The following is an 11,734-nucleotide window of genomic DNA, read 5'->3' on the forward strand; positions in this document are numbered from 1 at the left end:
GTCCGATTGAAAGGAGGAACGCTCTGTGATACAGATGCAGACCTATCTCAAAGTAGCCGACAACACCGGCGCGAAGGAACTCATGTGCATCCGCGTGCTCGGCGGCTCCCGCAGGAGATACGCCAACATTGGCGATGTGGTCGTGGCTTCCGTCAAGAAGGCCGCGCCCGGCGGTCAGGTGAAAAAGGGCGACGTGGTCAAGGCGGTAATCGTTCGTTCCGCTAAGGGGATCCGCCGTGACGACGGGACCTATATCCGCTTCGACGAGAACGCTGCGGTCATCATCAGAGAAGATAAAAACCCCAGAGGTACCCGTATCTTTGGACCGGTTGCGAGGGAACTCCGCGAAAAGGAGTACCTCAAGATTTTAAGCCTCGCTCCCGAGGTGCTGTAATGGAGGTGCTCAAAAGTGAATAAGCTTCACGTCAAAAAGGGCGATACAGTCATCGTTCTGTCCGGCAAGGACAAGGGCAAGCAGGGCAAGGTTCTTGAGGTCTCCCCCAAGGAGGGCAAGGTCATCGTCGACCACGTCAACATGATGACCAAGCACGTCAAGCCCCGCAAGATGGGCGATCCCGGCGGCATCGTGAAGGCGGAGGGCGCCATGTATGCCTGCAAGGTCATGCTCGTCTGCCCCAAATGCGGCAAGCCCACCCGGATTGCCCACAAGGTCCTCAACGACGGCAAGAAGGAACGTATCTGCAAAAACCCGAAATGTGGCGAAACTTTTTAAGTAAGGAGGAGAAATCATGGCACGACTCAAGGACCAGTACGTGGGCGAGATCGCTCCCGCGCTGATGAAGAAATTCAGCTATAAATCTGTCATGCAGATCCCCAAGCTTGATAAGGTCGTCATCAATGTCGGCTGCGGCGAGGCGCGGGACAATCCCAAGATCATCGACGCAATCGTTTCTGACCTTTCCAAGATCACGGGCCAGCGCCCGGTCATCTGCAAGGCGAAAAAATCCGTGGCGAACTTCAAGCTGCGTGAAGGCATGAACATCGGCGCGAAGGTCACCCTGCGCGGCGACCGGATGTATGAGTTCGTCGACAGGCTGTTCTCCGTGGCCCTGCCCCGCGTGCGCGACTTCCGTGGGATCAACCCCAACGGCTTTGACGGGCGCGGCAACTACAACATGGGCCTCAAGGAGCAGCTGATCTTCCCCGAGATCGACTACGACAAGATCGACAAGGTCCGGGGCATGGACATCTGCTTTGTCACCACTGCGAAAACCGACGAGGAGTCCCGCGAGCTCTTGACGCTCATGGGCGCCCCATTTGCGAAGTAAGGAGGGAAAACTGTGGCAAAAACATCGATGAAGATCAAGCAGAGCCGCCCGGCGAAGTTCTCCACCAGGGAATACACCCGGTGCAAGATCTGCGGCAGGCCGCACGCTTACCTTCGCAAATTCGGAGTCTGCCGTATTTGTTTCAGGGAACTGGCATACAAAGGGCAGATCCCCGGCGTCAGGAAGGCAAGCTGGTAAAACAAAGCTGAGCGAATAAAGGAGGTTGACGGCATGCATATCACCGATACGATCGCTGACATGCTGACCCGTATCAGAAATGCGAACAGTGCAAAACATGATACGGTCGATATTCCTGCTTCCAACATGAAGAAAGCAATTGCTCAGATTTTGTTGGATGAAGGATATATAAAGAGCTTCACCGTCGTCGAGGACGGCAAACAGGGCACCATCCGCGTTGTCCTGAAATACGGGCAGGGCAAGACCCCGGTCATCCAGGGCCTTCGCAGGGTTTCCAAACCCGGCCTGCGCATCTACACCAGCTGTGAGGATATGCCCCGCGTGATGAAGGGACTCGGCGTTGCCATCCTGTCCACCAACAAGGGCGTTATGACCGACAGGCAGGCTCGCAAAGAGAATGTCGGCGGCGAAGTCCTCGCGTTCATTTGGTAAGGGGGTGCGGTGAAATGAGTCGAATCGGAAGAAAGCCCATCACCGTGCCCACGGGCGTCGACGTCAAAATCGACGGCAGCACGGTTACCGTCAAGGGCCCCAAGGGCACCCTGACCCAGACCTTCCGCCCCGAGCTGGGCATCAAGCTGGAAGGCAGCGAGATCCTCGTGACCCGCCCCAACGACGAAAAGGAGATGCGCAGCCTGCACGGGCTGACCCGCACCCTGGTCGCCAACATGGTGCAGGGCGTCACCGAGGAGTTCAAGAAGGAACTTGAGATCAACGGCGTCGGCTACCGCGCGGCCAAGCAGGGCAAACAGCTCGTCATGACCCTCGGCTACAGCCACCAGGTCTTCATGGAGGACACCGCCGACATCACGATCGACGTCCCCGCGCCCAACAAGATCATCATCCACGGCCCCGACAAGCAGAAGGTCGGCCAGTTCGCGGCGGAAGTCCGCGAGAAGCGCCCGCCCGAGCCGTATAAGGGCAAGGGGATCAAGTATATCGATGAAGTGATCATCCGCAAGGAAGGCAAAGCGGGCAAGGGCAAGAAGTAAAGGAGTGAAGTAACATGGTAACGAAGCCTGACAAGAATGTCGCCAGACTCAAACGGCACAGCAGGGTCAGGGCGAAGATCAGCGGCACGCCTGGCTGCCCTCGTCTTGATGTCTTCCGCTCCGCCAAACACATCTATGCCCAGATCATCGATGACGAAAACGGCGTGACGCTGTGCGCGGCGTCCTCGCTGGACAAGGATTTCGAGGGCAACGGCGGCAACAAGGAAGCGGCCAAGAAGGTCGGCGAAGCGATCGCGAAGAAAGCGGCCGACAAGGGCATTAGCGAAGTGGTGTTCGACCGCGGCGGCTATATCTACCACGGGCGCGTCAAGGAACTGGCGGAAGCGGCCCGTGAAGGCGGCCTCAAATTCTAAAGAAGGAGGGATACTTTTGGCTCAGTTTAATGCGAACAACAATGACGAGCTCAAGGAGCGCGTCGTAGCGATTAACCGCGTTTCCAAAACGGTGAAAGGCGGACGCATCTTCAAGTTCGCGGCCCTCGTGGTTGTCGGCGACGGCAACGGCACGGTCGGCTTCGGGCTTGGAAAAGCGGGCGAGGTACCCGACGCCATCCGCAAGGGTATTGAGGACGCGAAAAAACACCTTCACAAGATCTCCCTCAAGGGAACGACCATCCCCCACGAGGCGATCGGCGTTTACGGCGCGGGACGCGTGCTGATGAAGCCGGCCCCGGAAGGTACCGGCGTCATCGCGGGCGGCCCTGTCCGCGCGGTGATGGAGACCGCTGGCATCAAGGACATCCGTACCAAGTGCCTGCGCTCCAACAACCCCTGTAACGTCGTTTCGGCGACCATCCAGGGGCTTTGCTCCCTGCGTGACGCGGAGCAGGTCGCGGCGACCCGCGGCAAATCCGTGAAGGATATTATTGGATAAGGAGGAAGGCGTTATGGCGCTTACCATCAAGCTCGTTAAGAGCCTCGTCGGCAGAAAAGACGACCAGATTGCCACCGCCGAATCCTTGGGACTGCGCAGGATCGGCGATACCACCACCCAGCCCGACAACGACGCGACGAAGGGCAAGATCACGAAAATTTCCCACCTCATTGAGGTCACCAACGCATAAAGCAAGGAGGTGCAGGTCAAATGAAATTGCATGAACTTTCCCCCGTGCCGGGTTCGAACAAGGACGTGTTCCGCAAGGGCCGCGGCCACGGTTCCGGCAACGGAAAGACGGCGGGCAAGGGCCACAAAGGCCAGAAGGCCCGTTCCGGCGCCAAGCAGCCCGGATTTGAGGGCGGCCAGATGCCGCTGGCGCGGCGCGTTCCGAAGCGCGGCTTCGTGAACATCTTCGCCACCCATTACGCCACGGTCAACGTTTCCGATCTCGAGAGATTCGAGGACGGCGCGGTTGTGGACGCCCAGGCGCTCCTTGACGCCGGCATCCTCAAGAAGACCCTTGACGGCGTCAAGGTCCTCGGCAACGGCGAGATTACCAAAAAGCTCACCGTCAACTGCGCGGCTTTTTCAGCGTCTGCCAAGGAGAAGATTGAGAAAGCCGGCGGGAAGGCTGAGGTGAAGTAAAATGTTCCAGACGTTAAAAAACGCGTGGCACATTGCGGACCTGAGGAAAAAAATCCTCTACACCTTGATGATCCTGGTGCTCTTCCGGCTCGGCACGGCCGTCCCGGTTCCCTTCCTTGACGCGCAGGTTCTCCAGCAGATGCTCCAGAACCCCGCCAACGCGGGCAACCTGCTCGGCTATCTCGACATCCTCTCGGGCGGCGCGTTCGCCAGGGCGACCATCTTCGCGCTGTCCATCACCCCGTACATCACCTCTTCGATCGTCATCCAGCTGCTCACCGTGGCCATCCCGGCCCTCGAGCGCATGGCGAAGGAGGGCGAGGACGGGCGCAAGAAGATCAACAAGATCACCCGTTACGTCACCGTCGCGCTCGCGCTTTTGCAGGCATGGGCCTACTACACCCTGCTGCGCAACCAGAGCGGCGCCGTGATGTACCGCAGCGGCTTCGCGGGAGTCTTCTCCGCGATCGTCATCATCGCGGCCTTCATGGGCGGCGCGATGCTGATCGTCTACCTGGGCGAGCGCATCGACGAGCACGGCATCGGCAACGGCATCTCGATGATCCTGTTCGCCGGCATCGTCTCCCGCGGCCCGGCGGCGATCCAGAAGCTCTGGATCTACCTGCAGATGGGCTCCGAGCAGCCGATGTACTACTTCACCGTTCCGCTCATCGTGGTGCTCTTCCTCGCGCTGATCGTGGTGATCATCATCATGACCAACGCCGAGCGCCGCATCCCGGTGCAGTACGCCAAAAAGGTCGTCGGCCGCAAGATGTACGGCGGGCAGTCGACCTTCATCCCCATCAAGGTGAACATGTCGGGCGTTCTGCCGATCATCTTCGCCTCCTCGCTGCTGGCGATCCCGGGCACCATCAAGGCGTTCGTGGCCCCCAACGGCACCGGATTCTGGGCGAACTTCCTCGGCGCGTTCAACTACAACACCCCGCTCTACGCGGTGCTCTACTTTATCCTGATCCTCGCGTTCAACTACTTCTACGTGGCGATTCAGTATAACCCGATCGAGATGTCCAACAACCTTCGGAACAACTCGGGCACCATCCCCGGCATCCGTCCGGGCCGTCCGACCTCCGATTTCATCGCGCGGATCATCTCCAAGATCACGCTGGTCGGCGGTATCTTCCTGGCGCTCGTGGCCGTCCTGCCGATCGGCATCGGCGGCATCACCAAGATGAACATCGCGCTCGGCGGAACTTCGATCATCATCGTCGTGGGCGTGGCGCTCGACACCTTCCGGCAGCTGGAAAGCCAGATGATGATGCGCCACTACAAGGGCTTCTTAGAGTAAAGGAGATGTCGTTATGAAACTGATACTCCTCGGCGCTCCCGGCGCCGGCAAAGGCACCCAGGCGGAAGTCATCTGTGAAAAGCTGGGAATCCCGGCCATCAGCACGGGCAACATCATCCGTGAGGCGCTCAAGAACGGGACCGAGATGGGCCTGCGCGCGAAATCCTATATGGAGAGCGGCGCGCTGGTGCCCGACGAGGTCGTGATCGGCATCATCAAGGAGCGGCTCGGGCAGGACGACTGCAAAAACGGGTTCATCCTCGACGGATTCCCGCGCACCGTCCCGCAGGCCGCCGCGCTTGACGAGATGGGCGTCGAGATCGACAGGGTCATCGACATCGAGGTCGCCGACGAGGCGATCGAGCGGCGACTCTCCGGCCGCAGGGTCTGCGAGAGCTGCGGCGCCAGCTACCATGTCGACTACAAGCCTTCCAAGGTGGAGGGCGTGTGCGACAAGGACGGCGGGAAGCTGATCATCCGCAAGGACGACCAGCCCGAGACGGTGCGCGGCCGCCTGGCCACCTACCACGAACAGACCGAGCCTCTCAAGGAGTTCTACCAGAAGAAGGGCAAGCTCCGCATCGTGGAAGGGCAGGAGGAAGTCGCGGACACCACGAAGCTGACGCTTGCCGCGCTGGAGGCTTGAGAATGGTCGTGCTGAAAACGTCGAAGGAGCTTGCGAAGATGAAACGCGCCGGCTCCGTCTCAGCACAGGCGTTGCAGGTGGGGGGCGCGGCGGTCAAACCCGGCGTTACGACGGGCGAGATCGACCGGGCCGTCAGAAGTTTCATTCAATCCAAAGGCGCCATTCCCTCGTTTTTAGGGTATGGTGGTTTTCCGGGCAGCGCGTGCGTGTCGGTGAATGACGAGATCATCCACGGCATCCCCGGAGGACGCGTCATCCAGGAGGGCGACATTGTGAGCATCGACGTGGGGGCCATCGTTGACGGCTACCACGGGGACAACGCGGCGACCTTCGCCGCGGGCAGGGTGAGCGATGCGGCCCAAAGGCTGATGGACGCGACAAGAGAGAGCCTGCTGGCGGCGATCGCGGTTGCAAAACCGGGCGCGCGGCTGGGGGACATCGGGTACGCGGTGCAGTCGTACGTGGAGGCGCTCGGTTACGGCGTCGTGCGCGAGTATGTCGGGCACGGAATCGGGACCGAGATGCATGAGGAACCGGAGGTGCCCAACTACGGGCGTCCCGGCCACGGCGTGCGGCTGGTCCCCGGCATGGTCATCGCCATCGAGCCGATGATCACCGAGGGCTCACCCGCGCTGCACGTGCTGGACAACGACTGGACGGTCGTGACCAACGACCATAAGCTCGCCGCGCATTTCGAGCATACCGTCGCGATCACCGAGAGCGGCCCGGTCATCCTGACACTGCCTTGAGCGGGAGGTGCGGGATGCCGGTCGAAAGAGGTCGCGTGGTGTGCTCGAAGGCGGGGCGCGACGCGGGAGGCTGGTTTGTGGCCCTCGCGGAGGAAGAGGGGCGGGTCCTGCTCTGCGACGGCGGACGCAGGCCGCTGGAAGCCCCAAAGCGAAAGAGCGTCAAACACATCCGGAAAACCAACACGGTGCTCGACCTTTCGGGCATCGACACCAATCGAAAGCTGCGCAGGGCGCTTGCCGCCCTCCGGCGGGAATCAGACGAGGGAGGGAATCAGCTTGTCTAAGGAAGATGTCATCGAAATTGAGGGCGTCGTCGTGGAGAGCCTGCCCAACGCGCAGTTCCGCGTGGAGCTGCCCAACGGGCATCAGCTTTTGGCGCACATTTCCGGCAAACTGCGGATGAACTTCATCCGCATCCTGCCGGGAGACAAGGTCACGCTGGAGATGTCTCCGTACGACCTGACCAAGGGGCGCATCACGTGGCGTTCCAAATAGCAGATACCGTTTTTACCGATTGAAGGAGGTAATTTCGCATGAAAGTCAGACCTTCCGTGAAACCGATTTGCGAAAAATGCAAGATCATCAAGCGCAAGGGCCGCATCATGGTAATATGCCAAAACCCCAAGCACAAACAGCGTCAGGGCTAAAGTGCAGACCAGAATAATGGAGGTGCAAGAACAGTATGGCTCGTATAGCTGGCGTTGACCTGCCGAGAGACAAGCGGGTCGAGATCGGGCTGACCTATATCTTCGGGATCGGCCGCAAAACCGCACAGCAGATCCTCGAGGCCACCGGAGTGAACCCGGACATCCGTGTCAAGGACCTCGCTGAGGACGACGTTTCCAAACTGCGTGAGTATATCGACCACAACCTGCATGTGGAGGGCGACCTCCGCCGTGAGACGGCGCTGAATATCAAGCGCCTGGTTGAGATCGGCTGCTACCGCGGCGTACGTCACCGCAAAGGGCTTCCCGTCCGCGGACAGCGCACCAAGACCAACGCGCGCACCCGCAAGGGACCCAAGAAGACAATCGCCAACAAGAAGAAATAATCAGGGAGGGATATAGACGATGGCAAAGGTTGCCGCTAAAAAGACCGCCACTCGCAGGCGTCGGGAACGCAAGAACATCGAGCGTGGCGCCGCACATATCCAGTCCACCTTTAACAACACGATCGTGACGATCACCGACACCCAGGGCAACGCCCTTTCGTGGGCCTCGGCCGGCGGGCTCGGCTTCCGCGGTTCCCGCAAGAGCACTCCGTTCGCCGCGCAGACCGCAGCGGAAGTCGCCGCGAAAGCCGCGATGGAGCACGGGCTCAAGACGGTCGAAGTGTTTGTGAAGGGCCCGGGCTCGGGCCGTGAGGCTGCCATCCGCGCGCTGCAGGCGGCAGGACTCGAGGTCAACATGATCAAGGACGTCACCCCGATTCCGCACAACGGATGCCGCCCGCCCAAGAGAAGGCGCGTATAAGCAGCGGCTCATAGCCGCCAACCAATCAGGAGGTGCAATTTATGGCAAGATATACCGGCGCTGTATGCAGGCTCTGCCGCCGCGAGAACAAGAAGCTGTTCCTCAAGGGCGAGCGTTGCTACACCGATAAGTGCGCCGTCACCCGCAGGGCGACCGTCCCCGGGCAGCACGGCAAAGCGCGCACCAGAAAGGCTTCCGAGTACGGAGTCCAGCTGCGCGCCAAACAGCAGGCCAGGCGTTACTACGGCATTCTGGAAAGCCAGTTCGCCAAGTACTTTGAGATGGCCGCCGCGAAAACCGGCGTCACGGGCGAAAATCTGCTCCGGATCTGCGAGAGCAGGCTTGACAACGTGGCCTACCGCCTTGGTTTCGCTTCCTCCCGCAAGGAGGCCCGCCAGCTCGTCCGCCACGGCCACTTCACCGTGAACGGCAAGAAGGCCAACATCCCCTCCATCCTGCTCAAGGCCGGCGACACCGTTGCCGTCAAGTCAAAGAGCGACAAGCTCAAGGGCGTGGTGGAAGCGTTTGGCTCCCGTCCCGTTCCCAAGTGGCTCGACTGCGACAAGACCAATATGACCGGACGCGTCATCGAGCTCCCGAACCGTGAGGACATCGACCTGGATGTTGAAGAGCATCTGATCGTCGAGTTGTACAGCAAATAATCCGGCCGCGTAGATTCGCGCGCCAAGCATGGTTGCAGGGAAACGAGAATGACCAGGCGGGAATGCTCCCGCCGCAGAAGGAGGGTCCATAGTGGTCAAGATCATAGAGCCCAAGATAGAAACGGTCGAGCTCAAATCTGACGGAAGTTACGGCAAATTTGTGGCGGAACCGTTGGACAGGGGATTTGGTACAACGCTCGGCAACTCGCTGCGCCGCGTGCTGCTTTCCTCTCTTCCTGGTGTTGCGGTCATCTCTGTGAAGATCGACGGAATACAACACGAATTCTCGACAATCCCGGGCGTAAAAGAAGATGTAACCGAGATCATCCTCAATATCAAGGGACTCACCGCAAAGCTCTATTGCGACGAGCCCAAGACGGTGAGGATTGATGCGCAGGGTGAATGTGAAGTGACTGCGGGCAGCATCGAGTGCGACAGCGAGGTCGAGATCCTCGACCCGAGCATGCATATCGCGACGCTCGACGCCGGCGCGAAGCTTTCCATGGAGATCACGCTCAAGAAGGGCCAGGGATACGTCTCGGCCGAGCGCAACAAGCACACCGAGCTGGAAAAAGCCCCGGTGGGCACCATCGCCGTGGACAGCATCTATACCCCCGTGCTCAAAGTCAACTACACGGTGGAAAACACCCGCGTGGAACAGATAACCGACTACGATAAACTAACGCTGGAAGTCTGGACGGACGGCACCATCTCCGCGAAGGAGGCGGTCAGTCTGGCGGCCAAGATCCTCAATAGGCAACTCAATCACTTTGTCGATCTTTCCGACGAGGTGAGTGCGACCGAGATCATGGACAAGAAAGAGGATACCGGCAAGGATAAACTCCTTGAGATGACCATTGAAGAGCTTGACTTATCTGTTCGCGCGTTCAACTGTCTGAAGAGGGCCGGCGTCAATACCGTGGCAGACCTCATCAACAAGTCCCCCGACGAGATGATGAAGGTCCGGAACCTCGGCAAAAAATCGCTGGAAGAGGTCATCTGGAAGTTACAGTCACTGGGATTCGACCTTTCTAAGGACGACGACAACTGAATTTACCGGCCGCGCCCCGCGGCCCAACCCCGTCCGGGCTGTTAACGGGCGGGAATCTCAAAGCATTGGGTAAGGAGTGAAACAGAATGCCAGGAACCAGGAAACTCGGCCGGTCTTCCAGCCACAGAATGGCGATGCTCAGGGCGATGGTTACCTTCCTGCTCGAAAACGGCAAGATCGAAACCACCGTCACCCGCGCAAAGGAAGTCCGCGCGATGACCGAGAAGATGATTACAACGGCGAAAACCAACGATCTCCACTCCAAGCGTCAGGTGCTCTCCTTTGTCACGAAGGAGGACGTTGCGAAGAAGCTCTTCGACGAGATCGCCCCGAAGTACAAAGAGACCAAGGGCGGCTATACCAGGATCGTCAAGATCGGACCTCGCCGCGGTGACGCCGCAGAGATGGCTATCATCGAGCTTGTTTGATTTTTTAAAAAAGAGGGACCGCACGACCGTGCGGTCCCTCTTTTTGTCTTTCCGGACTTTTGTCCGGCCTCTGGACGGAATATCTAAAACAGGCGCGCGGCGGCACGCGTTCGTATTTTCTGCCGCTTGGGAAGCGGCAATTCCCGTGAAAACCCCCGCCGCTCCCCGAGCGGATAATTAAGAAAACTCCGCCGCGCGGCGCATCTGTTCGATAAGCTCGTCGAGTCCCTCGTCGCGCGGGGCGGCGCGGCGCGCCTGCTCGTCCCGCCACGCCTGCCAGCCGCCCTCAAAGGCGGTGACGCCGCCCTTCTCGACGAAGAGCAGACGCCCCGCGACCTGTTCGGCGAGGCGGCGGTCGTGGGTCACGACGAGCAGAGTGCCCTGCCACTTTTGAAGGAGGCCCTCGAGCGCCTCGGCGGTATAGAGGTCGATGTGGTTGGTCGGTTCGTCGAGGACGAGCAGGTTGCAGTCGGAGGCAAGCAGCCGCGCGAAGACCGCCTTGGCCCGCTCCCCGCCTGAAAGGGTCCCCGCGGCTTTGTACACATCGTCCCCGGCAATGCCGAGATTGGCGAGGATGGTGCGCACCTCGTGCGCCGCGAGCGGGGAATCGGCCCGTGCGTTTTCGAGCACCGTCTTTTGAGGATCGAGTACCTCGTGATTTTGGGAAAAGTACCCCGCCTTCACTCCATCGGCGAACCGAGCGGCTTTCCCGCCGCGCATCAGGTGCTCCAGAAGGGTCGTCTTGCCCGCGCCGTTGGGGCCGAGCATGACGGTGTGGCTGCCGGTGGGCAGGGAGAAGGAGGCGTTTTTCAGGACCGTGTGCGGCCCGTAGCGGACGGTCAGTCCCTCGATGCGCGCGGCGGTTTTGGCGGTGACGGGATGCGCCGCGCCGAGCACCATGCGCACCTCGGGCAAGTCCTCGGGCCGTTCCCAGACCTCCAGGCGTTCCGCACGCCGGGAGAGCATTTTGGCACGCGCCTCCACCGTGCCCTGGGGAATCGAGGCGGTACCCTTGTGGAGCCGCGCCTCGCTGAGCCCCATGCGGCGGGGCATTTTACGCATCCCGCGCGCCTGCTCCCGCAGACTGCGCGCCTCCGCCAGCAGGCGGGCCTTCTCCGAGCGGTACCGGTCATACTCAAACTGGCGGAAGGCCCTCTCCCGGTCCCGCTCGGCGATCCACGCCGAATAGCCGCCGGGAAAGACCCGCACCGTCCCCTCCTCGATCGCCCAGACCGCCGTGCACACCCGATCGAGCAGCGCGCGGTCGTGGGAGACGAGCACCACCGCGCCGCGGTAGCCGCAGAGCTGCTTTTGCAGCATTTCGATGCCGTCGAGGTCGAGGTTGGTGGTGGGCTCGTCGGCGAAAAGCAGCGGGTCCCCGCGCGAAAAGGCCGCCGCC

At 60.5% G+C, this 11,734-nt stretch carries 22 protein-coding genes; 21 read left to right on the forward strand and 1 reads right to left on the reverse strand.

All coding sequences use genetic code 11. From position 1 onward, the window contains the following. Positions 1-25: 25 nt before the first annotated feature. The 21 genes from rplN (at position 26) to rplQ (ending at position 10,335) form a co-directional block, all read left to right on the forward strand. On the forward strand, positions 26-394 hold the full coding sequence (rplN, locus tag RDM88_RS02060) for a 50S ribosomal protein L14 (RefSeq protein ID WP_101548298.1): 369 nt from the start codon (positions 26-28) through the stop codon (positions 392-394). A gap of 15 nt (positions 395-409) precedes the next feature. Further along, positions 410-733: a 50S ribosomal protein L24 gene (rplX, locus tag RDM88_RS02065; protein WP_308752737.1), complete on the forward strand. Its 324-nt coding sequence runs from the start codon at positions 410-412 to the stop codon at positions 731-733. A gap of 16 nt (positions 734-749) precedes the next feature. Beyond that, positions 750-1,289, forward strand: a complete 540-nt coding sequence (rplE, locus tag RDM88_RS02070; protein WP_101548301.1) for a 50S ribosomal protein L5 — start codon at positions 750-752, stop codon at positions 1,287-1,289. A gap of 12 nt (positions 1,290-1,301) precedes the next feature. Further along, positions 1,302-1,487: a type Z 30S ribosomal protein S14 gene (locus RDM88_RS02075; protein WP_101548303.1), complete on the forward strand. Its 186-nt coding sequence runs from the start codon at positions 1,302-1,304 to the stop codon at positions 1,485-1,487. A gap of 33 nt (positions 1,488-1,520) precedes the next feature. Further along, positions 1,521-1,919 (forward strand): 30S ribosomal protein S8, encoded by a 399-nt coding sequence (rpsH, locus tag RDM88_RS02080; protein WP_101548305.1) that lies wholly within the window; start codon positions 1,521-1,523, stop codon positions 1,917-1,919. A gap of 14 nt (positions 1,920-1,933) precedes the next feature. Further along, the gene (gene rplF, locus RDM88_RS02085) at positions 1,934-2,479 is read left to right on the forward strand and encodes a 50S ribosomal protein L6 (RefSeq protein ID WP_308752741.1); all 546 of its coding nucleotides are present in this window, start codon (positions 1,934-1,936) and stop codon (positions 2,477-2,479) included. A 14-nt stretch (positions 2,480-2,493) separates the two neighbouring features. Further along, positions 2,494-2,853, forward strand: a complete 360-nt coding sequence (gene rplR / locus RDM88_RS02090) for a 50S ribosomal protein L18 (protein WP_101548309.1) — start codon at positions 2,494-2,496, stop codon at positions 2,851-2,853. 16 nt (positions 2,854-2,869) lie between these two features. After that, positions 2,870-3,373: a 30S ribosomal protein S5 gene (gene rpsE, locus RDM88_RS02095; protein WP_121587239.1), complete on the forward strand. Its 504-nt coding sequence runs from the start codon at positions 2,870-2,872 to the stop codon at positions 3,371-3,373. A gap of 13 nt (positions 3,374-3,386) precedes the next feature. Continuing rightward, a complete protein-coding gene (rpmD, locus tag RDM88_RS02100) occupies positions 3,387-3,563 on the forward strand; it encodes a 50S ribosomal protein L30 (protein WP_101548314.1) in 177 nt (58 codons plus the stop codon). Between the two features lie 20 nt (positions 3,564-3,583). Next, a complete protein-coding gene (gene rplO, locus RDM88_RS02105; protein ID WP_308752748.1) occupies positions 3,584-4,021 on the forward strand; it encodes a 50S ribosomal protein L15 in 438 nt (145 codons plus the stop codon). Position 4,022: 1 nt separating this feature from the next. Further along, complete coding sequence (gene secY / locus RDM88_RS02110) at positions 4,023-5,327, forward strand: preprotein translocase subunit SecY (protein ID WP_308752750.1); 1,305 nt, start codon at positions 4,023-4,025, stop codon at positions 5,325-5,327. 13 nt (positions 5,328-5,340) lie between these two features. Then, positions 5,341-5,973 carry an adenylate kinase gene (locus RDM88_RS02115; RefSeq protein ID WP_308752752.1) on the forward strand — a complete coding sequence of 211 codons (633 nt, stop codon included), beginning with the start codon at positions 5,341-5,343 and terminating at the stop codon, positions 5,971-5,973. Between the two features lie 2 nt (positions 5,974-5,975). Next, positions 5,976-6,722 carry a type I methionyl aminopeptidase gene (map, locus tag RDM88_RS02120; RefSeq protein ID WP_308752754.1) on the forward strand — a complete coding sequence of 249 codons (747 nt, stop codon included), beginning with the start codon at positions 5,976-5,978 and terminating at the stop codon, positions 6,720-6,722. Between the two features lie 14 nt (positions 6,723-6,736). Then, positions 6,737-7,006: a KOW domain-containing RNA-binding protein gene (locus RDM88_RS02125; RefSeq protein ID WP_308752756.1), complete on the forward strand. Its 270-nt coding sequence runs from the start codon at positions 6,737-6,739 to the stop codon at positions 7,004-7,006. Beyond that, entirely contained in the window at positions 6,999-7,217 is a 219-nt protein-coding gene (gene infA, locus RDM88_RS02130) for a translation initiation factor IF-1 (RefSeq protein WP_066455331.1), read from the forward strand. The genes RDM88_RS02125 and infA overlap by 8 nt, the downstream gene beginning before the upstream one ends. A gap of 38 nt (positions 7,218-7,255) precedes the next feature. Beyond that, positions 7,256-7,369 (forward strand): 50S ribosomal protein L36, encoded by a 114-nt coding sequence (rpmJ, locus tag RDM88_RS02135; protein ID WP_066455330.1) that lies wholly within the window; start codon positions 7,256-7,258, stop codon positions 7,367-7,369. Positions 7,370-7,404: 35 nt separating this feature from the next. After that, the gene (gene rpsM / locus RDM88_RS02140) at positions 7,405-7,773 is read left to right on the forward strand and encodes a 30S ribosomal protein S13 (RefSeq protein WP_308752760.1); all 369 of its coding nucleotides are present in this window, start codon (positions 7,405-7,407) and stop codon (positions 7,771-7,773) included. Between the two features lie 19 nt (positions 7,774-7,792). Beyond that, on the forward strand, positions 7,793-8,194 hold the full coding sequence (gene rpsK, locus RDM88_RS02145; RefSeq protein WP_101548327.1) for a 30S ribosomal protein S11: 402 nt from the start codon (positions 7,793-7,795) through the stop codon (positions 8,192-8,194). Between the two features lie 41 nt (positions 8,195-8,235). Continuing rightward, positions 8,236-8,856 carry a 30S ribosomal protein S4 gene (gene rpsD, locus RDM88_RS02150; protein WP_308752763.1) on the forward strand — a complete coding sequence of 207 codons (621 nt, stop codon included), beginning with the start codon at positions 8,236-8,238 and terminating at the stop codon, positions 8,854-8,856. 91 nt (positions 8,857-8,947) lie between these two features. Further along, positions 8,948-9,907 (forward strand): DNA-directed RNA polymerase subunit alpha, encoded by a 960-nt coding sequence (locus tag RDM88_RS02155; protein WP_101548347.1) that lies wholly within the window; start codon positions 8,948-8,950, stop codon positions 9,905-9,907. 86 nt (positions 9,908-9,993) lie between these two features. Next, a complete protein-coding gene (gene rplQ, locus RDM88_RS02160; RefSeq protein WP_101548349.1) occupies positions 9,994-10,335 on the forward strand; it encodes a 50S ribosomal protein L17 in 342 nt (113 codons plus the stop codon). 177 nt (positions 10,336-10,512) lie between these two features. Here the strand turns inward: rplQ and RDM88_RS02165 are convergent. Continuing rightward, positions 10,513-11,734: ATP-binding cassette domain-containing protein (locus RDM88_RS02165; RefSeq protein WP_308752767.1), on the reverse strand; the 1,222-nt coding region annotated here is incomplete at its 5' end.

The sequence above is a fragment of the uncultured Anaerotruncus sp. genome (genome assembly GCF_902490045.1).
Lineage (GTDB): Bacteria > Bacillota > Clostridia > Oscillospirales > Ruminococcaceae > Anaerotruncus.